The sequence below is a fragment of the Stenotrophomonas genospecies 3 genome (assembly GCF_054473855.1).
In genome coordinates, this window is the sequence record NZ_JBTMUR010000008.1 from 97,073 (window position 1) to 121,420 (window position 24,348).

20 protein-coding genes are annotated in these 24,348 nt (G+C 65.3%); 13 read left to right on the forward strand and 7 right to left on the reverse strand.

Annotated elements, in window-relative coordinates; all coding sequences use genetic code 11:
• The first annotated feature begins 148 nt into the window (after positions 1-148).
• Together ACX9OT_RS12235 and ACX9OT_RS12240 are read left to right on the forward strand one after the other, a co-directional pair.
• Positions 149-931 (forward strand): 3-hydroxybutyrate dehydrogenase, encoded by a 783-nt coding sequence (locus ACX9OT_RS12235; RefSeq protein WP_049462069.1) that lies wholly within the window; start codon positions 149-151, stop codon positions 929-931.
• Positions 932-1,200: 269 nt separating this feature from the next.
• Positions 1,201-2,361, forward strand: a complete 1,161-nt coding sequence (locus tag ACX9OT_RS12240; protein WP_197655297.1) for a hypothetical protein — start codon at positions 1,201-1,203, stop codon at positions 2,359-2,361.
• 254 nt (positions 2,362-2,615) lie between these two features.
• On the opposite strand, the gene ACX9OT_RS12245 is transcribed toward ACX9OT_RS12240, so the two are convergent.
• Genes ACX9OT_RS12245 through ACX9OT_RS12255 form a run of 3 tightly spaced genes read right to left on the reverse strand, consistent with a single transcriptional unit; the run spans position 2,616 to position 3,861 of the window.
• A complete protein-coding gene (locus ACX9OT_RS12245; protein WP_107432724.1) occupies positions 2,616-3,077 on the reverse strand; it encodes an SRPBCC family protein in 462 nt (153 codons plus the stop codon).
• A 2-nt stretch (positions 3,078-3,079) separates the two neighbouring features.
• Positions 3,080-3,394, reverse strand: coding sequence for an ArsR/SmtB family transcription factor (locus tag ACX9OT_RS12250; protein WP_005416268.1), 315 nt, complete (start codon positions 3,392-3,394; stop codon positions 3,080-3,082).
• Between the two features lie 11 nt (positions 3,395-3,405).
• Positions 3,406-3,861 carry an SRPBCC family protein gene (locus ACX9OT_RS12255; protein WP_107432716.1) on the reverse strand — a complete coding sequence of 152 codons (456 nt, stop codon included), beginning with the start codon at positions 3,859-3,861 and terminating at the stop codon, positions 3,406-3,408.
• A 165-nt stretch (positions 3,862-4,026) separates the two neighbouring features.
• Here ACX9OT_RS12255 and ACX9OT_RS12260 point away from each other — a divergent pair, with 165 nt between their 5' ends.
• Positions 4,027-4,551: a GNAT family N-acetyltransferase gene (locus ACX9OT_RS12260; protein ID WP_459002287.1), complete on the forward strand. Its 525-nt coding sequence runs from the start codon at positions 4,027-4,029 to the stop codon at positions 4,549-4,551.
• A gap of 142 nt (positions 4,552-4,693) precedes the next feature.
• On the forward strand, positions 4,694-6,463 hold the full coding sequence (locus ACX9OT_RS12265; RefSeq protein ID WP_459002289.1) for an oleate hydratase: 1,770 nt from the start codon (positions 4,694-4,696) through the stop codon (positions 6,461-6,463).
• A 43-nt stretch (positions 6,464-6,506) separates the two neighbouring features.
• Here ACX9OT_RS12265 and ACX9OT_RS12270 read toward each other — a convergent pair whose 3' ends face one another.
• Positions 6,507-7,751 (reverse strand): hypothetical protein, encoded by a 1,245-nt coding sequence (locus ACX9OT_RS12270; protein ID WP_459002291.1) that lies wholly within the window; start codon positions 7,749-7,751, stop codon positions 6,507-6,509.
• A 79-nt stretch (positions 7,752-7,830) separates the two neighbouring features.
• Positions 7,831-8,832 (reverse strand): transcriptional regulator FtrA, encoded by a 1,002-nt coding sequence (gene ftrA, locus ACX9OT_RS12275; RefSeq protein ID WP_459002293.1) that lies wholly within the window; start codon positions 8,830-8,832, stop codon positions 7,831-7,833.
• Positions 8,833-9,149: 317 nt separating this feature from the next.
• Between ftrA and ACX9OT_RS12280 the strand changes: the two genes are divergently transcribed.
• From ACX9OT_RS12280 to ACX9OT_RS12320, 9 genes are all read left to right on the forward strand, one after another.
• On the forward strand, positions 9,150-11,726 hold the full coding sequence (locus ACX9OT_RS12280; protein WP_459002295.1) for a TonB-dependent receptor plug domain-containing protein: 2,577 nt from the start codon (positions 9,150-9,152) through the stop codon (positions 11,724-11,726).
• An 80-nt stretch (positions 11,727-11,806) separates the two neighbouring features.
• On the forward strand, positions 11,807-12,388 hold the full coding sequence (gene msuE / locus ACX9OT_RS12285) for an FMN reductase (protein WP_459002297.1): 582 nt from the start codon (positions 11,807-11,809) through the stop codon (positions 12,386-12,388).
• A gap of 142 nt (positions 12,389-12,530) precedes the next feature.
• Positions 12,531-12,908, forward strand: coding sequence for a DUF3088 family protein (locus tag ACX9OT_RS12290; protein WP_219626372.1), 378 nt, complete (start codon positions 12,531-12,533; stop codon positions 12,906-12,908).
• 14 nt (positions 12,909-12,922) lie between these two features.
• A complete protein-coding gene (locus ACX9OT_RS12295; protein WP_459002299.1) occupies positions 12,923-13,900 on the forward strand; it encodes an MsnO8 family LLM class oxidoreductase in 978 nt (325 codons plus the stop codon).
• A gap of 18 nt (positions 13,901-13,918) precedes the next feature.
• Positions 13,919-15,262 (forward strand): LLM class flavin-dependent oxidoreductase, encoded by a 1,344-nt coding sequence (locus ACX9OT_RS12300; RefSeq protein WP_459002301.1) that lies wholly within the window; start codon positions 13,919-13,921, stop codon positions 15,260-15,262.
• A 4-nt stretch (positions 15,263-15,266) separates the two neighbouring features.
• Positions 15,267-16,487: a M20 aminoacylase family protein gene (locus tag ACX9OT_RS12305; RefSeq protein WP_459002303.1), complete on the forward strand. Its 1,221-nt coding sequence runs from the start codon at positions 15,267-15,269 to the stop codon at positions 16,485-16,487.
• Complete coding sequence (locus ACX9OT_RS12310) at positions 16,484-17,035, forward strand: GNAT family N-acetyltransferase (protein WP_459002305.1); 552 nt, start codon at positions 16,484-16,486, stop codon at positions 17,033-17,035. Before ACX9OT_RS12305 ends, ACX9OT_RS12310 begins: the two co-directional genes overlap by 4 nt.
• Positions 17,032-18,777, forward strand: a complete 1,746-nt coding sequence (locus ACX9OT_RS12315) for an amino acid ABC transporter permease/ATP-binding protein (protein WP_459002307.1) — start codon at positions 17,032-17,034, stop codon at positions 18,775-18,777. The genes ACX9OT_RS12310 and ACX9OT_RS12315 overlap by 4 nt, the downstream gene beginning before the upstream one ends.
• A 16-nt stretch (positions 18,778-18,793) precedes the next feature.
• The gene (locus ACX9OT_RS12320) at positions 18,794-19,768 is read left to right on the forward strand and encodes an ABC transporter substrate-binding protein (RefSeq protein WP_459002309.1); all 975 of its coding nucleotides are present in this window, start codon (positions 18,794-18,796) and stop codon (positions 19,766-19,768) included.
• Positions 19,769-19,943: 175 nt separating this feature from the next.
• Here the strand turns inward: ACX9OT_RS12320 and ACX9OT_RS12325 are convergent, their stop codons facing one another.
• Together ACX9OT_RS12325 and ACX9OT_RS12330 are read right to left on the reverse strand one after the other, a co-directional pair.
• Positions 19,944-23,063, reverse strand: a complete 3,120-nt coding sequence (locus tag ACX9OT_RS12325) for a galactose-binding domain-containing protein (RefSeq protein ID WP_459002311.1) — start codon at positions 23,061-23,063, stop codon at positions 19,944-19,946.
• 198 nt (positions 23,064-23,261) lie between these two features.
• On the reverse strand, positions 23,262-24,338 hold the full coding sequence (locus ACX9OT_RS12330) for an MBL fold metallo-hydrolase (RefSeq protein ID WP_459002313.1): 1,077 nt from the start codon (positions 24,336-24,338) through the stop codon (positions 23,262-23,264).
• Positions 24,339-24,348: the final 10 nt, after the last annotated feature.

The following is a 24,348-nucleotide window of genomic DNA, read 5'->3' on the forward strand; positions in this document are numbered from 1 at the left end:
GGTGTACCGTCCGTTTTGAATGAACGCTGGACACTTCCCTCGGCGGGTGCCTAACGCGTTCTAACCGTTGATTGACCAAGGTAGCGTCGCTTAAAGGGGCGCGCCGGTGAAGCTACACTGGCCACCTACGCCCAATGGAAGCTCACCCATGTTCAGTGGAAAGGTTGCGGTGGTTACCGGCTCCACCAGTGGTATCGGCCTTGGCATCGCCACCGCGCTGGCGCGGCAAGGCGCCGATATCGTGCTGAACGGCTTCGGCGATGCGGCGGAAATCGAACGCATCCGTACCAACCTGGAAACCGAGTTCGGTGTTCGCGTGGCGCATGACGGTGCCGACCTGTCCCGTGGCGAGGCGGTGCGCGGACTGATCGATCGCGCCGTCGCGACGATGGGCCGCATCGACATCCTGGTGAACAATGCCGGCATCCAGCACACCGCGTCGATCGAGGAGTTTCCGGTCGAGAAGTGGGATGCGATCCTGGCGCTGAATCTCTCGGCGGTGTTTCATGCCACGGCGGCGGCCTTGCCCCACATGAAGCAGCAGGGCGCCGGCCGCATCATCAACATCGCATCCGTGCACGGGTTGGTGGGCTCGGTGAACAAGTCGGCCTACGTGGCGGCCAAGCACGGCGTGGTGGGATTCACCAAGGTGACCGCGCTGGAGAATGCGGGCACCGGCATCACCGCCAATGCCATCTGCCCGGGCTGGGTGCGAACGGCGCTGGTCGAGCAGCAGATCACCGCGTTGGCCGAGCGCGAGGGCACGGATCAGGAGACCGCTGCGCGTGCGCTGCTGACCGAGAAGCAGCCTTCGTTGCAGTTCGTGACGCCCGAGCAGCTGGGGGAGATGGTGGTGTTCCTGGCTTCGGACGCTGCGGCGCAGATCACTGGCACGGCGCTGCCGGTGGATGGGGGCTGGACGGCGCGCTAGCGGGCTGAGATTTCAACTGCGGCAACTGCGTGTTTCCTGAGTGAGTGTCCACCAAACTCTGACGTGCCCAGGTGACGTGCCGGTGCGCTTGCCCCGTGCTTGCAGGCATGAGGTCAGTGTTCGCATGCTACAGAGCAGTAGCTTTTTTCCAATCCTGTATGCCATATCAACAATCTGGATTCGCGAGCCCGATCGTCATGTCAAGCAATGAAGTGAAAATTCCTGGCAACCGTGGGTCTGCAAGAAAGAACAGGGACAACGATAGGTGCATGGCTCATCTTCGCGCCAAATGGCGGAAGATCCTGACCAAGAGGTTTGACTACTTCTTCCAGAAGTCGCCGGAATGTGGTCAGCGTATGGAGTTGGTCATTGACTGCATACTTCAAGGCCTGGAATCTATCTTCTTGATATTTTCGGAGTTGAAGGATACTCAGTTCAATGCGCAAGTCATGCACGATGATGTCGGCATATATTCCCAGAGGATGGCCGAAATGCTGTTCTACTATCAGCTTCTCGGAATGGGTTTCGATGAGATCAGGAGCGATGATGCCGGGCCTGACTTTATTGCAATGAGCAATGGGGAGACGTTCTGTTTCGAGGTGGTCACTCCAACGCCACAATCCGACGTCAGAAATCTCATTGAGCAGAGAAGGTTGGAGCCGGAAGATCGTGATGCGGTTTTCCGTGAGCGATTGCTGTCGGTCACATCGGCTATCAGGAGCAAGCTGGACCAGTTTGAGCGTCACAAGGCTGCCGGGCATGTGCCAGACGGCGCGCATTACATAATCGTCATCAATGATTCGATGCTGCTGCCCTATAGCCAGCCCTGGTACGGTGTGCTGAGTGAACTCTGCTTTGGTGACAGCACTTTGCCCATTTCAGTAGACGCAACAATTGGCTCTGGGGACCTCGACTTCTCTGATCTCCGCGGCGAAGCATCTTCTGGGGACGGGGAAATCCAGTGCCAGAGTGTCACCATGAGGAGTAGTTACGGGGTTTCCGTCAATGGCGGCGAGGTGAGCACTCCAGAGGAATCCTGGGTGCGGTTGAGAATGAGAAAAAAAATCCCCACTAGAAAAAATACCGATACCATTGATGTTGATATAATTGAATCCGTCGGCGTGGCTGCAATTTATCAAATAACCTTGCGTGAGGATTTGATGTTCTTTCATTCCTTCAAGGCCCATCAGCAAGTAAAGCCCCCTTCGGCTCTGATTAGCTCGGTGAAGACCAGGGATGTCGTGAGGAAGTCTCTGTTTGCCACTTCGATGTATGCCAAGGATGAGGCGCTGGTGCAGCCGCATATGTCATCTGCACGTCTGTTTGGCTTTGAGCCGGACGAATACAACAATTCGGCCGTTTACAAATATTTTTTCGTGCCCTACCTGAAGGGTGGGGAGTTTTATCAAGCGCCACAGGGTGTAGGCTAGATGGCTTGCTCGCAGCGAGGTTGAACTCTGGCAACGACAAAGCCATCTCCGCGACCCTGTTGAGTGTGCTTGGCCAACAGTTGAGCAGGTGCAAACGCATAAGCAGCAGCGATCTGGTCTGGAAGCTGCTCTCCGCCACGCCCTGTACTGCGTCGGTCGCAGCGCCGCAGATGCCGGTAGACATGGTTCTCTGCGGGAAGGAATGCCGAAATGGGCGGAGACGGGGGCGGCGGTGGCAGCGTAGCGCTGCAGGCTCAACCTGTCGGCTTCGCAAACACATCCAACCCCTTGCCCGTCTCCAACAACGACTTCAGGCTCGACAGCACGATCGGCCAGCCCTGGCGGATGCCGGTATCCATGCCGCTGCCCGGTTCCAGTTCGTCGTGGGTGACGGTCAGCCGCACCATGTCCTGGTAGGGCACGATGTCGAAGGTGACGCGGCTGTAGGCGTCCGGGTTCTCCGCCTGCGAGGCGGCGGCCCAGGTGATGACCAGTCGCGAGGGTGGGGTGCTTTCCACCACTTCGCCCACCAGTTCGACCGAGCGCGTTTCGTTGGCACGCACATGCTGCCAGCGCGAGCCGGGTTTCCAGTCCGAGACGTTTTCGTGGCCCCAGTAGCGGCTGGCGATCTCGGGGAGGGTGATGGCCTCGAACACCTTCTGCGGCGTGGAGGCGATGTAGATCACGTGGATGAAGCGGGTGGACTCTGCGGACATCGTCATTCTCCTTCCAGTTCTCGTTTCAGGTCATGCAGCAGGCTCAGGCGCTGCTGCTCGAACTTGCGTACCCAGCGTTCGTACACCTCGTGCAGCGGCACCGGGTTGATGAAGTGCAGCTTCTCGCGGCCACGGCGCACGGTGCTGATCAGGTTGGCGTCTTCCAGCAGGCCCAGGTGCTGGGTGACCGATTGCCGGGCCATGTCCAGGTGCTCGCAGAGCTGGCCGAGCGTCTGCCCGTTGTCTTCGCAGAGCAGATCCAGCAGCGTCCTGCGCGTGGGGTCGGCCAGTGCCTTGAACACCTTGTCTGCATTCATGCGGGGCGTCTTCAGTTCCAGTTGTCGATCCTGATGTCGTGTGGGTTGGGCTGGCCCTTGCCGGATTCCACCAGCGCCTTGAGGCTGAGCAGGAACACCGCCCACTTGGTGCTGCAGTGGGAGGTGAACTCGACGCGCTCTTTCCAGCCTTCATGGGTGAACAGCACGATGCAGTAGTTACCTTCCTGTTTCAGCACAAAGCGCGCGTGGGTGCCGATCCATTCGGCAGGGCCGGCGACGAACTGCCAGAGCACGAGCTCGCCTGGAACAAGCTGCTCAAGTTTCATTTCCATGGCACCGATTTCCTGGCCATTGGCGGTGAAGCGCACGTTGACCGAGCCTCCGGTTTCGCGGTCGCCGTGGGTGTCTTCAGCCCACCAGGCGGCGACGCCTTCGGGGGTTGCCAAGGCCTCGTACACTTGGCTTGCATGGGCCTTGATGCCGACCCTGTGTGCGATATCGACCATTGCAGGTTCCTCGCTTGGGCGGACAGGCGCCGTCCTTGGGTGGACTATAGGCAGGTAAATGCCTGCATGTCAAATCCGGTGGACGGGGGGCTGGATCAATACACTGGGCACCTGCCAGGCATGGCCTGGCACTACTGGATCTACGGGACGTCAAGGAGTGCAGGCATGACTGAAGCTGGAAAGGAAATCTTGAACATCCGCCGCGCCAACGTAGACGATGCCCCTGCGGTGCTGATGCTCTTCGACGAAGTCATCGAATGGTTCGTGTCGATCGGCAACCTGCAGCAGTGGGGCAGCGAACCGTGGTCGACGATGCTGCGCCGGATCACCCAGGTGACCGATGCCTGCGCGCTGCCGGGTGCATGGGTGGCGCAGAACGAGCAGGGTGACGTGCGCGCGTTCCTGGTGCTGGGCGAATCGATGCCCTATGTGCCGGCGCCCACCGTGCCGGAGCTGTATGTGCGGGTACTGGTGGCATCGCGTGACGCCCGCGTGCGCGGCATCGGCCGTCGCTTGATGGCCTTTGCCGATGAGCAGGCGCGCGCTGCCGGGCTCGACCATCTGCGTGTGGACTGCTACGGCGGTGGCAACGGTGATCTGGTGCGCTTCTATGAGACCTGCGGCTACACGCGAATCGCGCCGTTCAATGTGGATGGCTGGCCGGGCATGCTGCTGGGGCGACAGCTCTGACGTGGCTGCGTCATTCGGTCGCAGCCTGTGTGCAGGAAACGGTACATCGGTTCGGCGCTAGAGTAGGGGCATGACCTGCATGGAATGGCTGTGTCATTCCACTGCGGGTTCCTGATGAACCCCCTCCAGGAAGGAGCAACGCATGTACTACAGCAGTGGCAACTACGAAGCCTTTGCGCGCCCGCGCAAGCCCGCCGGTGTCGATGACAAGCGCGCATGGTTCGTCGGTTCGGGCCTTGCCTCGCTGGCCGGCGCCGCGTTCCTGGTGCGCGATGGCCGCATGGCCGGTGAGCGCATCACCATTCTCGAGCAGCAGCAGATTGCCGGAGGCGCGCTGGATGGCCTGAAGGTGCCTGAAAAGGGCTTCGTGATCCGTGGCGGCCGCGAGATGGAAGACCACTTCGAGTGCCTGTGGGATCTGTTCCGCTCGATTCCGTCGCTGGAGATTGAAGATGCCAGTGTGCTGGACGAGTTCTACTGGTTGAACAAGGACGACCCGAACTATTCGCTGCAGCGTGCCACGATCAATCGCGGTGAGGATGCGCACACCGACGGCCTGTTCACCCTGAGCGAACAGGCGCAGAAGGACATCATCGCGTTGTTCCTGGCCACCCGGCAGGAGATGGAGAACAAGCGCATCGACGAGGTGCTGGGCCGCGACTTCCTGGACAGCAATTTCTGGCTGTACTGGCGCACCATGTTCGCCTTCGAGGAATGGCATTCGGCGCTGGAGATGAAGCTGTACCTGCATCGCTTCATCCACCATATCGGCGGCCTGCCGGATTTCTCGGCGCTGAAGTTCACCAAGTACAACCAGTACGAATCGCTGGTGCTGCCGCTGGTGAAGTGGCTGCAGGACCACGGCGTGGTGTTCCAGTACGGCACCGAGGTGACCGACGTCGACTTCGATCTGGCGGCCGGCCGCAAGCAGGCCACGCGCATCCACTGGACGCGCGAGGGCGAGGCCGGTGGCGTGGATCTGAGCGCGGATGACCTTGTTTTCATGACGATCGGTTCGTTGACCGAGAACTCGGACAACGGCGACCACCACACGGCTGCGCGTTTGAATGAAGGCGCGGCGCCGGCCTGGGATCTGTGGCGCCGCATTGCCGCGAAGGACGAGGCCTTTGGCCACCCGGACGTGTTCGGCGCGCACATTCCGCAGACCAAGTGGGAATCGGCGACGGTGACCACGCTGGATGCACGCATTCCGGACTACATCCAGAAGATCGCCAAGCGCGACCCGTTCAGTGGCAAGGTGGTGACCGGCGGCATCGTCAGCGTGCGCGATTCGCGCTGGTTGATGAGCTGGACCGTGAACCGCCAGCCGCATTTCAAGAACCAGCCCAAGGACCAGATCGTGGTCTGGGTGTATTCGCTGTTCGTGGATACGCCTGGAGACTACGTGAAGAAGCCGATGCAGGACTGCACCGGCGAAGAGGTCACCCGCGAGTGGCTGTACCACCTGGGCGTGCCGGTGGAGGAGATCGACGAATTGGCCGCGACCGGCGCGAAGACGGTGCCGGTGATGATGCCGTACATCACCGCGTTCTTCATGCCGCGCCAGGCCGGTGATCGCCCGGACGTGGTGCCGGAGGGTGCGGTGAACTTCGCCTTCATAGGTCAGTTTGCCGAATCGAAGCAGCGCGACTGCATCTTCACCACTGAGTATTCGGTGCGCACACCGATGGAAGCGGTGTACACCCTGCTGGGGATCGAGCGCGGTGTGCCCGAGGTGTTCAATTCCACCTATGACGTGCGCTCGTTGCTGGCGGCGACCGGTCGCCTGCGCGATGGCAAGGAACTGGATATTCCCGGGCCTGCGTTCCTGCGCAACCTGCTGATGAACAAGCTGGACAAGACCCAGATCGGTGGCCTGCTGCGCGAGTTCAAGCTGGTGCAGGAGGACTGAGCGGAGGTCGGCGTGGAGGGGAGCGTCCTGGCAACACCGCGGATCAGTCGGCCAGCACGGTACCTACACCTTCGCGATAGGTTGCCTTGGCGCTGCCACACACCGCATAGGTGGCAGCGCTGGCTGGCAGGCCAGTGGCCTTGATGCCGCGCCGCGAATCGCCGTCAAAGACCTCGGCGTAGCGTTCGGCGGCCAGCGCGTCATCGGGCAGCATGTACAGCAGGACGCGCTGCAATGTGGATTGCCCCTGCAGTGGCTGCGGCTGCCGGAACGCGGGCACCTGCACGTGCGCGCTGTGCCACCGCGTCGGCGCGTCTGCAGTCTGCCAGCGCACCTGCAGGGGCAGGTTGAGCGGCAACAGCGCGGGGCTGACCGGGTAGCCGTAGGCTGTGCAATCCCGGGGCGCTTCCGGGATGTTCGCGATGGCCCCGTCGCCGATGTCCAGTGTGAGGCCATTGACTTCCATCCGCAGGATGGGCGCACTGCCGTAGTTGTGGATCTTGAACAGCGCCAGGCCTTCGAAGCGGCTGCGCTCCAGATCATCGGTGGTGAAGCCACTGAGGCGTGCGAGCGCGGGCGCGACCTCTACGTGATCGCTGTAGTGGTAGTAGATATGCACGAGCTCGGGTGTACCCGCGCGTCGCCAGGCCGCATTGAATGACGCAAGGTCGGGGTACGGCCGACGGACCAGCGGCACATCGGTGACGGCGCGATCTCCAGACGGTGTGGCGTAGCGGTAGTGGTCGACGGAGGGCTTCAGGCGCGCATCTTCATACGGGAAGGCCCTGTCTGCGTCGGACTGCGGGTTGGGGTAGCGGTGGAAGGCCAGGAAGCGCTGGGGCGTTTCGCCCTGCATGGGCAGGTCCGGGCCAGCGCCAGAACCGGTGGATGCATACGGCGAGGTGTCTAGCCAAAGGGGTTGCCCGCTGAGGTTGACGTGCAGCTCGGCGATGGATGCGCGTGAGCCGCCGGCCAGGCTGTCCACACTGCCTTGCAGGAAGTGCCACAGTGGAATGATGAGCATGGCGGCGGCGGTTGGCACGAACATCAGCACGTGTATGCGGCCCGGCACCTGCCCGCGCTGACGCACCATGTAGCGCAGCCAGGCCAGCAGAAGCACCAGCAGCAGCGGGACGCCGGCCCATATCGCGATGGTGGCCAGCGCCACAACGCCCCAACCCAGGTTGGGGCTGGACACGGCAATCAACGAGAGCGTGGCGATCAGTGCCGCCAACAGCAGCGATACGCCGATTCCGACGCGGTAGGTCCTGTAGGGGCTGTCGGTCATCACCGGTCCGTCGGCAGTGCGGGGCATGCCCCTATAGTGCAGTGGTGGTGATGGCGTGGAAAGTTGGGAACGAGGGCGCTCAGCAGCCAACCAGGCGGTCGGCACCGATGCCGTTGCGATGCTGGCTGCGGTACTCGGTGGGGCTGGCATCGACCTGGCCACGGAAGTGCCGACGGAACGACTCCTGTGAACCAAAGCCGGCCTGCTCGGCAATCCACTGCAGTGGCCGGTCGGTGGTTTCCAGCAGCTCACGCGCGAAGGTCACGCGCTCGCGGATCAGCCAATCGATGGGCGACAGGCCGGTGGCTTCCAGGAACTGCCGCTGCAGGGTGCGCTGGCTGAGCGCGGCCTGCTCGGCGAGGCTGCCGAGTGAGTGTGGCTCGCGCAGGTTGCGGCGCATCCATTCCATCAGCTTTGCCAACCGTGTGGGCTCGCCATTGGGAATGGCGCGGCTGACGCGTTGGCTGCGCCCGGCGTCACGCCATGGCGCCAGTACCAATCGCTCGGCCACCAGGTTGGCCACGCGCGCGCCGTAATCCTTGCGCACCATGTGCAGCATCATGTCCATGCCGGTAGCCGAGCCGGCCGAGGTGATGATGCTGCCGGTGTCCACGTACAGCACATCCTCGCGCACATCGATGCGTGGGAACTCGCGTGCCAGCGCTTCGGTGAGGCGCCAGTGGGTGGTGGCCTCGCGGCCATCGAGCAGCCCGGCCCAGGCCAGCACGAACGCGCCGGAGCAGATCGAGGCGATGCGTGCGCCGCGTGCATGGGCGCGGATCAGTGCATCGAGCAGGGCCTGCGGCGGACGTTCGCTGGGCTCGCGCCAACCGGGGATGACGATGATGTCGGCGTCATCGACGCTGCTGAGATCGTAGGGCAGCTGCACCTGGGTGCTGCCGAGCATGCGCAGTGCTCCGGGTTCGCCCGCGCACAGCTGGGTGCGATACCAGGCCACGCCCAGTTCAGGCCGTATCGGTGCGAACAGGCCGACCGCACAGCCGAACTCGAACAGCCCCTGGCCGTGGCAGGCGACGATGGCGACGAGTGGTGCGGTGGGATCGGCGGGTGGGTTGGGCATGGCCTGATGCTACGGGTGGCGGTGCGTGGCGCTGAGTGGTGCACGGGCATGAGGTGATGCCGGGCGGGCATATGGAGGCCGGGGTCGGATCCCTTCCGCAGGAAGGGCTCTGACCCCGTGGAGGGATGCGTGCCTGGGGTCAGAGCCCTTTCCTTTGGAAAGGGATCCGACCCCGTGTGTTCAGGCCGCCTAACGTCATTACCAGCGGTCATGTGGGTGGCCGGATGTTACGGCTGGGTGACGCGATCCCGCCTGTCGCGGTGGGTGAACAGGCCCTTGAATGGAAGCGTGTTTCCGGCCCACCCCCACGAGCCCCCATGCCTGCCGCCTACGCCCCAGCCTTGAGCACTCTTGCCGTCCTGATCGCCGCTGCCCTCGCTGCATCGCCCAGCCATGCGGCGGAAGCCGATGCAGACCCTGCCACTACTGCAGCCACCGCCAATGTGGCAGCCTCCACGCTGGATGCGGTGGTGGTCACCGGCTCTCGCACCAGCACGCGCACGGTGAAGAACAGCTCCACGCCCATCGATGTGATTTCCGCTGAAGACCTCGCCGCCACCGGTCAGGGCAATCTGCTGGAAGCCCTGCAGCGCAGCCTGCCGTCGCTGAGCCAGATCGGCGGTTACCAGAGCGATCAGGAGAGCCTGATCCGCGGCTATCAGCTACGCAATCTGTCGCCGGGTTACACCCTGGTGCTGGTCAACGGCAAGCGCCGCAACGCCAGCGCCTATGTGAGCGGTGCCAATGGGGGCGGCTTCCCCGGCCATGCGTGGGCGGACCTGGCGTTGATTCCGGTCTCGGCCATCGACCATGTGGAAGTGCTGCGTGATGGTGCCTCCGCCATCTACGGCTCGGACGCGATCACCGGCGTGGTCAACGTGATCCTGAAGTCGCAGGCGCACGGTGGTGATGTGTCGGTGGAGAGCGGGCAGAGCACCGATGGTGATGGTTCGCGAACCAGCGTGCGCGCCAACGTCGGCCTGCCGTGGGGCGAGGATGGCTTCATCAACCTGTCCGGCGAGACCACCCGCCAGCATCATGCGATCCGTACCCGTCGCTACATCGACGGCTACCTGAGCTATCCGGCAGTGGATGGCAGCGGCAATCTGGTGGCGCTGCGGCCGAACAATCGTTTGCCAGCAGGTGCCACGCCGAATCCGGCCGAGGCCAGCCGCAATGCCGAAGCCAACACCATCCTCAGCTCGCCGTCCTATGCGCTGAAGGCCTTCGCGGTGAACGTGGGCCATGGCCTGGGCGAGAGCGCGCAGTTCTACGCCAATGCTACGGCCAGCGATCGCACCGCACAGGCGATCCAGAATTTCCGTCTGCCGGCGACCATCTTCACCACTTACAGGGCTCCCGGCGTTCTGAGCGTGTTTCCCGATGGCTTCCTGCCGGTGCTGGAAACCAAGGAAAAGCAGTACACCGGTACCGCCGGGGTAAAGGGCCAGATCGCTGGCTGGGACTACGACGCCAGCCTGACCGGCAACCGCAGCACCGTGCGCACCTATACGCGTAACTCGGTGAACTACTCGCTGCCGTATCCCGGTTCACCCACCGACTTCTATGACGGCAAGCTGGACTACCAGCAGGGCATCGCCAACCTGGACCTGCGCCGCGGCTTCGAGGTGGCGGCATTTGCTTCGCCGCTGGAGGTGAGCGCGGGCGCCGAGTATCAGCACGAACAGTACGAGCGTGGAGCAGGGCAGTGGGAGTCGTATACCGGCTTCGGCGCTGCAGCCTTCGTCGGCTATTCAACTGCCGACGCGGTGAAGGCGACCCGCAACAGCAAGGCGGTGTACGTGGGTGCGGCCACCAATATCACCTCACGCTGGTACCTGGATGCGGCCGCGCGCTGGGAAGACCATTCGGATTTCGGCAGTGTCTCTACCGGCCGCCTGACCACGCGCTTCGACTTCACCGACGCGCTGGGTGTGCGTGCCACGGTCAGCAATGGCTTCCACGCGCCCAGTCTGGGTGCGCAGTTCTACCAGGCCACCGGCAGTTGCCCGTGCGGCACCACGCTGGTGGCGCAGGTGTCTTCGCCCGCGGCGATTGCGTTGGGTGCCACACCGCTGAAGCCGGAAAAGGCCAGCAACTACAGCCTGGGCGTGACCTGGGACCCGAGCCCGGCGTTCCATCTGGCGGTGGATGCCTATCAGATCGACATCCGCGGCCAGCTCGGCCAGTCCAGCCAGATCGGCTACAACGCGCAGGATCCGGCGCGCGTCACCGACAACAGCGGCACGGTGCTGAGTGCGGCGCAGAAGAACACCATCGATGCGCTGCTGGGTTCGGCCGGCATCAGCATCCTGCCGGGTGATGCGTTCTACGCCAGCTACTTCACCAATGTGGGCAACACCCGCACGCGCGGTGTGGAGCTGACCCTGGAAGCGAACCAGGAGACGGCGTGGGGAAAGCTGCGCTGGAGCTACGCGGCCAACGTCGGCCGTACCACGATCCAGAAGGTCAGCGACATTCCGGCGGCGCTGCAGGGCCTGCCGAACATCAACCTGCTGACCAGATCCAGCGAGTATGCGCTGCGCTTCCGCACGCCCAGCTATACGCAGGTGGCGGGGCTGGGCTGGCAGAACGGGCGCTGGCGCTCGAATCTGGACTTCACCTACTACGGCCCCATCAAGCGCCTGAACAACGGCGTGGAGTACAAGCAGCCGCCGGTGCTGGTGACCAATTTTTCCGGTGGCGTGGAGCTGGGCGCGGGCTGGAGTGCGGCGCTGGGCATCAACAACGTGTTCGACAAGCGCACGCGCAAGGTCCCGGAGTACGCGCGCAGTGCCACCGATGTGGCGAGTATCGAGACCACGTGGGACAGCGGCGATGTGCTGAGCAATGTGGGTGCGTATTGGTTTGGCCGGGTCAGTTACCGGTTTTGATCTGGAGCAGTCGAGCATGGCTCGGCTCTACAAAAGCGAAAGGCAGCCGAGCATGGCTCGGCTCTACATGGGAGCAGTTCATGTCTTCTGCATTGAAGGTGGTTGCGTTGGTGGGGTCACCGACCAGCTCGGCGACGTCGCGCACGTTGTTGCTGGCGCGGCATCTGCTGGTGTCGCTGCAGCAGCGGGTGCACGCCAGCGTGGACCTGGTGGAGCTGGCGCCGATCGCGCGCGCGCTGGGCCAGTCGCTGTCGCGCGGCGAGGCGGAGCCGGCGGTGGAACAGGCACTGCAGACCATCGAGGCCGCCGAGCTGCTGGTGGTGGCAGCGCCGGTCTATCGCGGCTCGTATCCCGGGTTGTTCAAGCACCTGGTCGACTTCATCGGGCTGGAGGCGCTGGTGGATGTGCCGGTGCTGCTGGCAGCGACCGGCGGCAGCGAGCGCCATGCGCTGGTGATCGATCACCAGCTGCGGCCGTTGTTCAGTTTCCTGCAGGCGCACACGCTGCCGATCGGGGTATATGCCACCCCGGCCGACTTCGATGGCGAGCACATCAGCAGTGCGGCCCTGCAGGCACGCATCGCGCTGGCGACCGAGCGTGCAGCCGGCCATCTGGCCGCGCAGCCGCTGACTGCTCCGGCGCCGCTGCGACGTATTGCCTGACGCCATAACCGGCAGCGCTTTGCTTATGGCTACGCCGCATCTGCGTGGCCGGATCTGACCGCCGATTGTCGCCAGCCGTCGCTGCTGCGGCTGCTGGCATCTCTAGCATCGATATCGAAGCGGCATCGCATTGCCGGCCCCGATGAGGACGACCCCTGTGACTTTCGACGCAGCAAGCAAACCCATCCTGTTCCTGCTCGACCGTGAGTTCGAGGACGGCCAGATTCCCGGCCAGCGCTTTTTCTGTCGGCACAGCTTGTTGCTGGAGGGCGCGCTATCGAGCATCGATGGCCTGGACGCGCAGCTGGACGTGCGTCGCATCGGCTTCGCGCGGCCGCGCCGCGAGGTGATTGCCGAGATCGGCGAGCAGGACCAGTCGCTGCCGAAGCTGGTGCTGCCGCAGGGCGTGCGCAGCGAGCTTGCCAGTGGCGCGCACCAGGACCGCCAGTACATCTCCGGTGCCGAGCCGATCCTGGCCGCGCTGAACGGGTTGCTCGGCATTCCCGTGGCCCACCCCTGAGCGAGGACACGACCATGAGCTATCAGATCAGCGTGCTGGACAAGAGTCCGGTGGCCGAAGGTGCCTCGCCGGAGCAGGCGCTGCGCAACAGCCTGCAGCTGGCGCAGCGCGCCGAGCAGCTGGGCTACCACCGCTACTGGTTTGCCGAACACCACGCCGCACCGACCCTGGCCAGCCCCGCACCGGAAGTGCTGGCTGCGTGGGTGCTGGCGCAGACCCGGCGCATCCGCATCGGCAGTGGTGGGGTGATGCTGCGCCACTACGCGCCGTACAAGGTGGCGGAGAACTTCAACCTGCTGTCGGCGCTGGCGCCGGGGCGTGTCGATCTGGGCGTGGGCAAGGCCCCCGGTGGCCTGCCGGCCTCGACCGCGGCGCTGGCAGCCGGGCGTCCGGCGTTCGCCGACTTCGACCAGCAACTGCGTGACCTGGAAGGCTATCTGTCCGGCGCCGACACCGACGCACAGGCACGGCCGGTTCCGCAGCAGGCGCCGGAGCGCTTCCTGCTCGGGGCCAGCCCGCAGAGCGCGCAGCAGGCGGCCGAGCTGGGCTGGCGCTTTGTCTATGCCGCGCATTTCGATGGTGACCCGAAGCACATCGAAGCTGCGTTCGACGCCTACCGCAGCGTCTCCTCGCAGCCACCGTTGCTGGCCACTGTGGCCTTCGCCGCACCAACTGCCGAGGCCGCTGCCCGGCACATCGGCGCGTTGCGGGTCTACAAGCTGCACCTCGGTCCCGGGCAGACGGTGAATCTGCCCAGCCCCGAAGCAGCTGCCGAGTATGCGCGGCAGGTGGGCGTGGCCGACTTCCGCATCGAGGAAACGCGCCCAAGCGTGTTGTCCGGTGATGCGCAGCACGTGCGTGACGAACTGGACGCACTGCACCGGCGTTTCGGTGTGGGCGAGTTCGTTCTCGATACGCCGGTGGCCGACCTCGACGCACGCCTGACATCCCTTGAACTGCTGTCGCCCGCGCCGCGCGCGGCGGTGGCCTGACCTGCAGGAGCGATTCCCATGAGCACGACCCCGCGCCACATTCCGTTCGGCATCATGCTGCAGGGCCCTGGCAGCCACATGCATGCCTGGAAGCATCCCTCCAATCCGGTCGATGCCAGCGTCAACCTGCAGTTCTACATCGACATCGCGCGTACCGCCGAGGACAACGGCATCGCCTTCGGCTTCGTAGCCGACGGCCTGTACATCAACGAGAAGTCGATCCCGCACTTCCTTAACCGCTTCGAGCCGATCTCGCTGCTGTCGGCGCTGGCCACGGCGACGAAGAAGATCGGCCTGGCGGGCACGCTGTCGACCTCCTACAGCGACCCGTTTACCGTGGCCCGGCAGTTCGCTTCGCTGGACCTGCTCAGCGGCGGTCGTGCGGGGTGGAACGTGGTGACGTCGCCGCTGGAGGGTTCGGGGCGCAACTACGGTCGCCCGCACCCGGAGCACGCGCTGCGCTACCAGATCGCCGACGAGTACCTGGACGTAGTGCAAGGGCTGTGGGATTCCTGGGACGACGATGCCTTCGTGCGTGAGCGCGACAGCGGCACGTTCTTCGCGCCGGACAAGTTCCGCCGCCTCGACCACAAGGGCCGCTTTTTCCAGGTGGAAGGGCCGCTCAACATCCAGCGTTCGCCACAGGGGCAGCCAGTGATCTTCCAGGCCGGGTCGTCCGACGATGGCATCGCGCTGGCCGGCAAGTACGCCGATGCGGTGTTCACCCATTCGCCATCGCTGGAGGAGACCCGCGCGTTCACCCAGAAGGTGAAGAACTCGGCGATCGCCCACGGCCGCAGCGGCAATGACGTGAAGATCTTCCCGGGCATCGGCCCCATCGTCGGTCGCACCGCGGAGGAGGCTGAAGCCAAGTACCAGGCGATCGCCGCACTGGCCACGCTGGAGGATGCGCTGGCGTACCTGGGGCGCTTCTTCGACCATCACGATTTCAGCCAGTACGATCCGGACGCGCCGTTCCCGGAGCTGGGTGACATCGGCAGCAATTCGTTCCGTTCCACCACCGACCGCATCAAGCAGGATGCGCGTGAGAAGGGCCTGAGCCTGCGCCAGGTGGCACTGGAAGCCGTGAGCCCACGACCGAACTTCATCGGCACGCCGGAGCACGTGGCCGATGAGCTGATCCGCTGGTTCGATGCCGGTGCCAGCGACGGTTTCATTCTTGGATTCGCCGCACAGCGCGAAGGACTGGACGATTTCGTGACCCAGGTGCTGCCAATCCTGCAAGCGCGCGGCTACCACCAGCGCGAGCTGGAAGGACAGACCCTGCGCGCGCATCTGGGCCTGCCGTACAAGGCCAGCCGCCATGCGACCGATGCCGAACCGGCGCGGAAGGTGGGGTAGGGCGATGAGCGGAGAATCGGCAGCAGCACCGGGCCATGCCCGGCGGAATTCCCCAACGACTGGCGTGCTGCCTGAAATCGCGGCACGCGGCGAGGCGGCCATCGCGATCCGCCATGACCTGCATCGGCACCCGGAGCTGGCTTTCGAGGAGCACCGCACCAGCGCCCGAGTAGCCGAGCTGCTGCAGCAATGGGGCTACGAGGTGACCACCGGTCTCGGTGGCACCGGCGTGGTCGGCACGTTGCAGCGTGGGCAGGGCAACCGTCGTCTCGGCCTGCGCGCCGACATCGATGCACTGCCGATCCACGAGGACTCCGGCCTGGCCTACGCCAGCCAGAACGAAGGGCTGATGCATGCCTGTGGCCACGATGGGCATACCGCCATCCTGCTGTCCGCCGCGCATTACCTGGCCCATCACGGCAATATCGACGGCACCCTGCAGCTGGTGTTCCAGCCGGCCGAGGAGACGGGTTCGGGCGCATCGAAGATGATTGCCGACGGCCTGTTCGAGCGCTTCCCGGTGGACACGATCTATGGCCTGCACAACTGGCCGGGCGTGCCGGTGGGCCACTTCGGCTTTGTCGATGGCCCGGCGATGGCGTCGGTGGACTGGGCGCGGCTGAAGGTGATCGGCAAGGGCGGCCACGGTGCCGAGCCGCAGGGCAGCGTCGACCCGATACTGGCGGCGGCGCACATCGTCACCGCGCTGCAGAGCGTGGTGTCGCGCAATGTCGATCCGCGGCAGATGGGCGTGGTCACCGTCGGTTCGATCCACGGCGGGCAGGCCGCCAATGTGATCCCGGACGTCGTCGAGCTGAAGCTGACCGTGCGCGCCTACCTGCCGGAAGTACGCGACACGCTGCGGCGCCGGGTCACCGAAATCGCCGAACAGACGGCCGCGGCGTTCGGCGCGCGCGCCGAGATCGCGTTTCCGCGTGGCTTCCCCAGCGTGATCAACCATCCGCAGCAGACCGCCTACATCCGCGACGTGGCCGTGCAGGGCTTCGGCAGCGAACACGTGCTGCCCGAATTCGCGCCACGCACGGCCAGCGAGGATTTCGCCTTCCTGCTGCAGGCGCGGCCGGGCAGTTTCGTGTTCGTCGGCAACGGCGATAGCGCACCGCTGCACAGCCCGCGCTATGTGTTCAACGACGCCGCCATCGCACCCGCCGCCAGCCTGTGGTCGCGGCTGGCCGAGGACTATCTGGTGAAGGACGTGGCATGAGCAGCAACGAACGCTTCCTCTACACCTCGGTGGATGATCCTCTGGCGCGGCCGCTGTTCGATGGCCTGGAGCAGGAGTACGACAGCCGCTACGCCGACGTGCGTCGACGCATCGGCGGCAGCGCCCGCGAGGAACTGCAGCGCTACCCGGCGCAGGCGTTCGCGGCGCCGGTAGGGGCGTTCGTGTTGCTGCTGCGCGATGGTGTGGCGATCTCCGGCGGTGCCTTCATGCCGCACCGCGATCCGGACACCGCCGAGTTCAAGCGCATCTGGACGCTGCCGGGCCTGCGCCGCCAGGGCATCGCGCGGCGTGTACTGCAGGAACTGGAGGACCAGGCGGCGCGCCAGGGTTACCGACGGGTGTTCCTGACCACCGGCTTCCGCCAGCCTGAAGCCGTCGGCCTGTACCTCAGCCACGGCTACACCGCGCTGTTCGATCTGGAGGCCGATCCGGAATCCATCGCCCACTTGCCGTTCGAGAAGCACCTGGGCGTATCTGCGCCAGCCGCCGTGCCATCACAGACCGAGCGGCACGGAGCCCACGCATGAGCACGCCTTCGACTGCGCTGGATGGCATTGCCACACGCCCGGCGCCAACCCCGGCGTTGAAGATCGTGCCGGCCCGGCATCCGCTGCAGGTGGTCGGAACCCTCCTCGCGTTGGCGCTGATCCTGATCGGGCTGCAATCAGTGTTGGGCAATCCGCGCTGGGGTTGGGGCACCTTCGCCGAATGGTTCTTCGCACGCCCGGTGATGGAAGGCCTGGGTCGCACACTGCTGCTGACCGCACTGGGTACCGGACTGGGATTCGCGCTGGGTACCTTGCTGGCGTTGGCCCGCGTGTCCGGCTCGCCGCTGCTGTCGGCGGTGTCGTGGGGCTATGTGTGGTTGTTCCGTTCGATCCCGCTGCTGGTGCTGTTGCTGCTGTTGAACAACCTGGGCTACCTGTACAGCACCATCGAGCTGGGGGTGCCGTTCACCGGCATCAGCCTGTTCTCGTACCCGACCACGCAGCTGATCGGTGTGTTCACCGCCGCAGTGCTGGGCCTGACCTTGAACCAAGCCGCGTTCTCGGCTGAGGTGATCCGTGGCGGCATTCTGTCGGTCGACCATGGCCAGTACGAGGCTGCGGCCGCGCTCGGCCTGCCGCGTGGTCGCCAGGTGCGCCGCATCATCCTGCCGCAGGCGATGCGTTCGATCCTGCCGGCCGCGTTCAACGATGTGATCGGCCTGGCCAAGAGCACCTCGGTGGTCTACGTGCTGGCGCTGCCTGAGCTGTTCTACACCGTGCAGGTGATCTACCGGCGCAACCTGGAAGTGGTGCCGCTGCTGATGGTGGCCACGGTCTGGTACCTGGTGATCCTGACCGTGCTGTCGCTGCTGCAGCGGCGCGTGGAGCAGCGCTTTGCGCGCGGCCAACTGCAGCGCGAGCGTTCGGTATCGCGTGTCTCGTCACCGAGGCGCGCCACAGGTGAGGCTGCACCGCGCGTGGTCAATCGCCCGCGCATCGCCGCGCAGGTTGAAGCGGGCGAGGGGGCATCGGTATCGCTGCATGGCGTAGGCAAGGTGTTCGGCGACCAGCCGGTGCTGGAAGACGTGAACCTGGACCTGCGCGCTGGCAGCGTGACCGTGCTGATCGGCCCGTCCGGCGCTGGCAAGTCCACGTTGCTGCGGCTGATCAACCACCTGGAACGTGCCGACAGCGGTTACGTGACCGTCGGCGGGCAGCTGATCGGCTACCGCCGCGATGGCGACACCCTGTACGAGCTGCCCGAACGTGAGATCCGCCGCCGTCGTGCGGAAGTGGGCATGGTGTTCCAGGGCTTCAACCTGTTCCCGCACCTGACCGCGCTGGAGAACATCATCGAGGCGCCGATCGCGGTGCGCGGCGTGCCGCGTGCGCAGGCCGAGCAGCAGGCGCGCACGCTGCTGGAACGAGTCGGCCTGGCCGACAAGGCCGATGCCTTCCCGCGCCAGCTGTCCGGCGGCCAGCAGCAGCGCATCGCGATTGCCCGTGCACTGGCGCTGCAACCGAAGGTGCTGCTGTTCGATGAACCGACCTCGGCACTGGACCCGGAACTGGTGGCCGAAGTGCTCAGCGTGATCGAGGAGCTGGCCCGTTCCGGCACCACGCTGGTGATCGTCACCCATGAGCTGAGCTTCGCCCGTCGCGTGGCTGACCACGTGGTGATGATGGACCAGGGCCGGGTGATCGAGCAGGGCACGCCCGAGGCGCTGTTCGAACGTCCGCGCCAGCAACGCACCGCCGATTTCCTGGCCAAGACCCTGTAACTGCGAAAGGAACACCATGAGCCCTGCAGCACCGCGTCGCCCATCGCGCAGCACCCTGTTGGTCGTGGGTGTGCTGGTCATCGGCATCGCCGGCATCGTCTACTCGCGCGTGCGTCAGGCGCCGGATACCGGCACCGTGGCCGCAACCAGCCTGGCGGGTGCGAACACCGCCGTGCTGAAGGGCACGCTCGATCCGAAGGCGCAGGCGTTGATCCCGCCCGACTATCGCTTTGTCACGCCCGGTACGTTCACCGTGGCCACCCATCCGGGGCAGCTGCCGCTGGCCGACTATGGTGCCGACAGCAAGGACGTGGTCGGCATCGAGCCGGACATCGCACGGCTGATTGCCGATGGGTTGGGCCTGAAGCTGGTGATCGTGCCGGTGGCGTGGGCCGACTGGCCGCTGGGGCTGGAATCAGGCAAGTACGATGCGGTGCTGTCGAACGTGACGGTGACCGAAGAGCGCAAGAAGAAGTTCGATTTCTCCAGCTACCGTTACGATCTGCTGGGAATTTACACGCGCACTGAGGGGCCGATCCAGAAGATCGAAAAGCCGGCCGACGTTGCCGGGCTGAAGGTGGTGGTCGGTGCCAGCACCAACCAGGACCAGATCCTGCGGCAGTGGGACCAGCAGAACATCGCCGCTGGCTTGAAGCCGGTGGAGTACCAGTACTTCGATGACGCCGTGGTTGGGCGGCTGGCAGTGATCACCGGGCGCGCCGATGTCTCATTCGAGCCCAACGCCACCGGCGCCTATTCGGCGCGCGATGGCAAGGTGCGGCGTGTGGGCCTGTTCCCGGGCGGCTGGCCGAACGCCGCAGCGATCTCGGTGACCACGCGCAAGGGCAGTGGCCTGGCCGATGCGGTGACCCAGGCGTTGAACACCCAGATCAGAAGCGGCACTTATGCCCAGGCGCTGGCGCGCTGGAACGTGGCCGAGGAGGCCGTGCCGCAGTCGCAGACCAACCCGCCGGGCCTGCCGACGCTCTGACGCCGGGCATGGCCCGGCAGCTACCGCTGCTTTTGTAGAGCCGAGCCATGCTCGGCTGCAGTTCGCGTGGTGTGCGATGCGTCGAGCATGGCTCGACTCTACAAGAGCATCCACGCATGGCGTGGATCTACTCGCAGAGTCTGATTTCTGTAGAGCCGAGCCATGCTCGGCTGCATTACCAGACCGCTTCCAACGTCCGGAACGGTTTCGCGAGGCGCACGCCCTCGGCATCGAAGTCGGAAACGCTGCGTCCATCCACGCGCACAGACTTCGGCGCGGTCCGGTTCGGCCACCACATGCGCACGGCGGTGTCCTTGCGCAGCCCCTCGCCAATCACCACCGTCAGCAGCCCGTCGCGCTGCCGCGCCTGCATCTGCAGCGTGCCATACGCGGTCGGCAGGCGTTCCAGCGCCAACCCATCCCCGGCCACCCAAGACGGCGGCGTGCCCGGCAGCAATGACAACGCGTCATCGTCCTCGCGCATCAACATGCCGAACAGCGTGCGGCCGTATTCGGCACCGATCCAGGTATGCGGCATGTCGCCGAGGTAGCGCGGGAAGCGCAGCCGCGAATGCACGACCTCGGCCAGCACCTGCCACTCAAGCGGGCGCCGATCATGCAGCAGCCCCTGTAGCAGCTCGTCGGCCGCCTGCGGCTGGCCCAGGTGCACATAGCTCAGCACGTTGCGGATCTCGTACGGGGTGTAGGCATACAGCGCCCCGGGCTGGCTGCGCTTGCGAACGTCCTCCAGATAGCGGGCGAAGGTGGTGCGCAGCGCCTCGGCCGGGAGCACGCTCTGCGCGCCGGTGGGATCCAGCGCGATGGATACGCCGGTGGGATCACCATCACCCAGATCCGCCGAGGACGGGATGAAGTCGATGCCCTTCCACGCCATCGTGGCGCGGATCGAGGCATGCAATGCGTCGTACAGCAGCTTGTACTGTTCGCGCGCCCAACGGGCGGTTTCATGGTCGCCAAGTGCCTCTGCCAGCCACGCACCGTCGTGCCAGCCCTTCAGGCCCCAGTAGTCATCCCAGTAGCTGTGGGTGGGCGAGGGGTAGCCCTCATGACTGATCGATGGCGCAAGGATGCCCGCGAAGCGTTCCGGCGAAGGCTGGTCAGCCATGTAACCCGCTACCAGCGTGCGCTCGCGCAGCTGCTGCAGGAAGCGCAGCGCCGCCTTCACTTTCGGCAGGTACGCGCGCACCGACTCCGCACCGCCATCGAGGCGGGCGACATCGGCGACCAGTGCCACATACTGGCCCTGGCTGTCGTACTCGATGTCCGAACCAAAGCCGGTGTTGACGCTGCCATCGTCGTTGAGGATCGGCGAGACCAGTCCGCTGCCGTGCACGCCGTGCTGGCTGTACCACGCCAGGTAGTCGCGCGCGACCTTGGCTTCGCCCATGCGCAGCAGCACCGCCGAGGTGGCCATGCCGTCGCGGATGAAGGAACGGTTGTAGTTGCGTGGCCCCGGTTGCATGGCCGGGCCGGTCTGGTTGATCAGCATGTAGGCAGCCTGCGCGCGCAGCATGTCGACCAGCGATCGATCAGGCAGGCGCAGGCCGACCTGGCCCAGCCGCGCCTGCCAATCTGCGGACGCCTGCGTGGCCAGCGTCTCGAACGCTGCATCGGCATCACGGGGCAGCGTGGCCAGGTCAAGCGCAGGTGCCTCGGGCAGCACGCCATTGGCATCGGCAGCGGCGGTGCCGAGTGGGAACGCCACGACCACCGCATCGCTGGCACCGGGCGCGAGGCGGATCCGGTAGCTCAATGCGGCTGCGGCCAGTCCTTGCTCGTCACGTGCCTGCTGCGAGGAAGGCAGTTCGCCGGCAGCGATGTCCGCGGTGATCTCCGTTGTGCCGTCCTTCCCGAACGGCGCAACGCCGGACGCAGCCACCGGCGTGAGCGAGCGCAGCAGCGTGCGGCCGTTCACGCGCACCGTGTTGGCTTCGACGGCGACCTCGCGGATCGGCGACAGCCCACCGTTCTGCCATGGCGGGTTCATCTGCATCGGTCGTACCGCCAGGGTCAGCGTGCCGTCGATCGCGGTGGTGCCGGTGTTGTGCAGTCGATGGCGGAGAAAGGTCACCGGCTGGCCATCGCGCTCGATGGCGAACACCTCACTGCGCAGCTCCAGCCCGGGTTGCGGTGACCAAGTGGCGGAGGGCATTGGCTTCCAGCCGTCGCGCAGTGCGTGCTGCACCTTCTGCCCGGCGGCACCGGCTGCGCTGCCATCGGCATTGCGCCAGATCGGCTGCACCAGCGGCGCACCCTTGAACGCTTCCAGGTTGCCGTATTCGTCGAAGATGGATTTCTGCCGACCCGCGTGCACACCCACGGCGGTCCAGTAGGTCTGCTGCATCTGCAGCGACGCCGGGAACAACGCACGCTGCGCGCCGCTGGCCGCGATCTGGTAGCGCTTCATCGGCGTCATCACCGCTTTCTGGCCGAGCAGGCGCAGGCGCGCGATCTGCGGGGCAGCGCCGTCCACGCTCAGGCGGAATGCGCGTAGAGGTTGTGCCGTGTCAGCAGCCAGCCAACTCTGCCGATGGCTGGCCGCCTGTGCATCGTGTGCGAGGTCCTGCCATCGGCCCTGTGCGTCCTGCGCCTGCAAGCGGGCGGCGCCGCGCCCGCCATCGGCCCAGTCGACCGCGAGACCGGCCGTGGACTGGGCGCGAGGCAGCATGATCTCGAGCGTATGGGATCCACCTTTTCCGGCTGGAACCGCGACGGTGCCACCGCCTTGCCAGAGCGCCGCCGCCTGCGTTGCATCGACACCGCTGATGCGTGCGCTGAGCGTGCTGTCCAGCGGCTCCATCTCGAAAATCGACACGCCCCAGTCGGACGTGCGCTGCGGGCTGGCCAACCGAAGGTAGCGCGCCTGGCGTGGCGCGAAGTACAGCGTTTCCACGTCGCCCAGCGAATCGGCCATGGTGTACGCGGTCTGCCACTGTGTGCCGTCCAGCGAGGTCTGCAGTGAATAGCCCTCTGGATTGGAGACATCCCAGGTAAGCCGTGCGCCGGCCAGCATCGTCGGTGCGCCCAGATCGATCTGGAACCAGTGGCCCGGACTGAAGGCGCCGCCGGTGACGGTCTTGGGGTCGCCGTCGATCAGGTGGCTGATCGCCATCGCAGGTACCTGCTGCGAGGACGCGCTGGCCTGCCATTGGCTGCGTAGTGGCAGCGTCTGTGCCTGTGCGCTGAAGGCCAGCGCGGCCAACAGCAGGGCAGCGGCAGGATGCAACGGGAAAAGCGGCGTGGAGACCTTGGAGCGTTCGGCGCGCAACGTCATTACGGACAGCCTCGCAGCTTCGGCCGGGATCGGGCGAGCGCTACGCTAGCAAGGGATGTAATCGGTTACATGACGCACTGCAGCGGCGCAGGCCGTTTCTGCGTAGAGCCGAGCCTACGCTCGGCTGCCGTTCGGGTAGGCGCAGCCGAGCATGGCTCGGCTCTACATGGCTTCCGGCAGGTCAAGCGGCATCCCCCATTACAGCTCCACCGTCTCCCACCAGCGTGTACCCGCCTGCGGCGCCTGCATGTCCAGCGCTTCGCCCATCATCGGCGTGGCCACCGGCACGTTCTTTGCGCCAGCCAATGCAGTGATGCGCTCGAACGGTTGCTGCCAGGCGTGCAGCGCCAGATCGAAGGTGCCGTTGTGGATCGGCAGCAGCCACTTGCCGCGCAGGTCCAGGTGCGCCTGCAGGGTCTGCTCGGGCTGCATGTGCACGAAGGCCCAGCGCGGGTCGTAGGCACCGGTTTCGATCATGGTCAGGTCGAACGGGCCGTGCTTCTCACCGATGGCCTTGAAACCGTCGAAGTAGCCGGTGTCGCCGCTGAAGAAGATGCGGAAGTCGCCGTCCTGGATCACCCATGACGCCCACAGGCTGCGATCGCTGTCGCCCAGACCGCGGCCGGAGAAATGCTGGCCCGGGGTGGCGGTCAGGCGCAGGCCACTGGCCTCGGTCGATTGCCACCAGTCCAGCTGTTCGACCTTGCTGGCGTCCACGCCCCACGCAATCAACTGGTCGCCCACACCCAGCGGTGCGATGAAGCGCGCGGTCTTGCCGGCCAGCTGCATCACTGCGGCATGGTCCAGGTGGTCGTAATGGTTGTGCGAGAGGATCACGCCGGCGATCGGCGGCAGTTCGTCGATGCTGATCGGCGGTGCGTGGAAGCGCGCCGGGCCCAGCCACTGTACCGGCGAAGCGCGCTCGGAGAACACCGGATCGGTCAGCCAGTATTGGCCACGCAGCTTCAGCAGGATCGTGGAATGCCCGAGCCGGAACAGGCTGCGATCAGGCGCGGCGTCCAGGGTTGCACGGTCCAGCGGCAGCACCGGAATGGGGTGGGCGGGCACGGTGCCCTTGGGCTTGTTGAACAGGAACGTCCACCAGATCTCCGCGCCATCGCGCAGGCCCATCGCCGGACGCGGCAGGGCATTGCGGAACTTGCCGGCGCGGTACTGCGGCGAATCGGGGAAGTCGGGGAGGGACCAGGACTTGCAGAAGGTGTAGGCGGTCACGGCGAGGATTCCAAGCAAAAGGACAAGGAGCAGGCGCTTCATGGGTGACGTC

What these genes read in the sequence shown, in the direction of transcription:
- ACX9OT_RS12320 (WP_459002309.1), top strand. Translation starts at nt 18,794, where the DNA reads ATGAGCCCTGCAGCACCGCGTCGCCCATCGCGCAGCACCCTGTTGGTC.
- ACX9OT_RS12330 (WP_459002313.1), bottom strand. Translation starts at nt 24,338, where the DNA reads ATGAAGCGCCTGCTCCTTGTCCTTTTGCTTGGAATCCTCGCCGTGACC.
- ACX9OT_RS12290 (WP_219626372.1), top strand. Translation starts at nt 12,531, where the DNA reads ATGAGGACGACCCCTGTGACTTTCGACGCAGCAAGCAAACCCATCCTG.
- ACX9OT_RS12300 (WP_459002301.1), top strand. Translation starts at nt 13,919, where the DNA reads ATGAGCACGACCCCGCGCCACATTCCGTTCGGCATCATGCTGCAGGGC.
- ACX9OT_RS12310 (WP_459002305.1), top strand. Translation starts at nt 16,484, where the DNA reads ATGAGCAGCAACGAACGCTTCCTCTACACCTCGGTGGATGATCCTCTG.
- ACX9OT_RS12295 (WP_459002299.1), top strand. Translation starts at nt 12,923, where the DNA reads ATGAGCTATCAGATCAGCGTGCTGGACAAGAGTCCGGTGGCCGAAGGT.
- ACX9OT_RS12265 (WP_459002289.1), top strand. Translation starts at nt 4,694, where the DNA reads ATGTACTACAGCAGTGGCAACTACGAAGCCTTTGCGCGCCCGCGCAAG.
- ACX9OT_RS12305 (WP_459002303.1), top strand. Translation starts at nt 15,267, where the DNA reads ATGAGCGGAGAATCGGCAGCAGCACCGGGCCATGCCCGGCGGAATTCC.
- ACX9OT_RS12325 (WP_459002311.1), bottom strand. Translation starts at nt 23,063, where the DNA reads ATGACGTTGCGCGCCGAACGCTCCAAGGTCTCCACGCCGCTTTTCCCG.
- ACX9OT_RS12245 (WP_107432724.1), bottom strand. Translation starts at nt 3,077, where the DNA reads ATGTCCGCAGAGTCCACCCGCTTCATCCACGTGATCTACATCGCCTCC.
- ACX9OT_RS12315 (WP_459002307.1), top strand. Translation starts at nt 17,032, where the DNA reads ATGAGCACGCCTTCGACTGCGCTGGATGGCATTGCCACACGCCCGGCG.
- ftrA (WP_459002293.1), bottom strand. Translation starts at nt 8,832, where the DNA reads ATGCCCAACCCACCCGCCGATCCCACCGCACCACTCGTCGCCATCGTC.
- msuE (WP_459002297.1), top strand. Translation starts at nt 11,807, where the DNA reads ATGTCTTCTGCATTGAAGGTGGTTGCGTTGGTGGGGTCACCGACCAGC.
- ACX9OT_RS12235 (WP_049462069.1), top strand. Translation starts at nt 149, where the DNA reads ATGTTCAGTGGAAAGGTTGCGGTGGTTACCGGCTCCACCAGTGGTATC.
- ACX9OT_RS12270 (WP_459002291.1), bottom strand. Translation starts at nt 7,751, where the DNA reads ATGACCGACAGCCCCTACAGGACCTACCGCGTCGGAATCGGCGTATCG.
- ACX9OT_RS12250 (WP_005416268.1), bottom strand. Translation starts at nt 3,394, where the DNA reads ATGAATGCAGACAAGGTGTTCAAGGCACTGGCCGACCCCACGCGCAGG.
- ACX9OT_RS12260 (WP_459002287.1), top strand. Translation starts at nt 4,027, where the DNA reads ATGACTGAAGCTGGAAAGGAAATCTTGAACATCCGCCGCGCCAACGTA.
- ACX9OT_RS12255 (WP_107432716.1), bottom strand. Translation starts at nt 3,861, where the DNA reads ATGGTCGATATCGCACACAGGGTCGGCATCAAGGCCCATGCAAGCCAA.
- ACX9OT_RS12280 (WP_459002295.1), top strand. Translation starts at nt 9,150, where the DNA reads ATGCCTGCCGCCTACGCCCCAGCCTTGAGCACTCTTGCCGTCCTGATC.
- ACX9OT_RS12240 (WP_197655297.1), top strand. Translation starts at nt 1,201, where the DNA reads ATGGCTCATCTTCGCGCCAAATGGCGGAAGATCCTGACCAAGAGGTTT.